Source organism: Nocardia sp. NPDC060220, from assembly GCF_042727815.1.
Classification (GTDB): domain Bacteria; phylum Actinomycetota; class Actinomycetes; order Mycobacteriales; family Mycobacteriaceae; genus Nocardia.
In genome coordinates this window covers 1-1,185 of sequence record NZ_JBHWZY010001336.1, presented here as the reverse complement: position 1 = coordinate 1,185, position 1,185 = coordinate 1, and the positions used below count along the sequence as shown (strand labels likewise).

The following is a 1,185-nucleotide window of genomic DNA, read 5'->3' as shown; positions in this document are numbered from 1 at the left end:
ACACCAGACCCCGTGCTGTCGCGGGCAGGGTCTCCAAGCCGAGCATCGCCAGCGCGTGGCCCGTATCGATCTGCGCCAATCCCTGCACCACCGGTGACGCCGCCGCCCGGCCCCGGATCCGGCTTCCGACCTGGTCCAGCACAGCGGAACCGTCTCGCTGCTCGAGTGAGACCAGCCCCACCATGGTCTCGACGCGGTCGTGCCAGACCGACCGAATGCCCATGGCCGCCAACGCGGTCTCGGTGCCGAACTCCACGTGCGGACGATCACCGCGCACCGCGACCACCAGATACCCACCGTGGGCGGGCAAGTTCAGCTCGCGCGCCGCACGCGCGGCGAAAGTCGCGTCGCGCGCGCTGCCCGCCAGCAGGTCCTCGATCACGCCGTGCCGTCGCCGCTCGTCGCGACGAACCTGCTCCAGTTCGGTGCTGCGATAGGAGGTGACCAGCGACGACGACATGCCGTCGATGGCCGACCAGGTCGCCACTCCGATCTTGCGGACCTCACCGGGCGGGAGTTCGCCGGCCTTGTCGAGCAGCGCCTCCCACACGATCTGACCGCCGAGCCGGAACGTCCGCAACATGACCTCCAGGGGCACGCCCTGCGCGGCCCGATTACGGCCGATGGCGGCGGCGACATCGTCGCGATCCGGGCCCGTGACGTCACCGGCGACCAGGTCGAGCACCCTGGTCAGATACCGGCAGCACGCATGGTGCAGGTCCTCCCGGCTCACCGGCGAGTAGTCGGTCCACTCCGGAATATCGGTGAAGATCGCGGCGATCAACTGCCTGGTCAGCGCGGGAATCTCGGTTCGGCACGCGGCCACCAGCTCCCTCGTACCCACCGAGGGAAGGGTGTGCTTGGATCTCGCGGCCATATCGCTAGACGCTACGCCCGACCCCGACTACCGCTGATCAGCGTCGCCACCTGTTCGAAGCGGGAGCTCATCGGATCGTTTCGTCGGCGAGGCGTTCCAGGTAGCCGGCGAATTGGCGACGGTCGTGCCCGGTCCACGACGCGGTGAGCTGATCGAAGCATCGGCGTTGCCAGTCATGGGATGCGGCGGACAACTCGCGGCCGCTGCCGGTGAGTCGCACGACGACCCGGCGGCGGTCGTCCGCTGAGCCCTCGCGGGCGAGGTATCCGGCCGCGACGGCGTCACGCACCATGCGGCTGGCACCGGAG

The 1,185-nt window shown here is 69.5% G+C and carries 2 protein-coding genes; both read right to left on the bottom strand.

Annotated features, from left to right (window positions below; translation table 11 throughout):
- The coding region (locus tag ACFWF3_RS36565; protein ID WP_379318788.1) for a PucR family transcriptional regulator at window positions 1–844 on the bottom strand (844 nt) is incomplete at its 3' end.
- A 100-nt stretch (window positions 845–944) separates the two neighbouring features.
- The coding region (locus tag ACFWF3_RS36560; protein WP_379318786.1) for a MarR family winged helix-turn-helix transcriptional regulator at window positions 945–1,185 on the bottom strand (241 nt) is incomplete at its 5' end.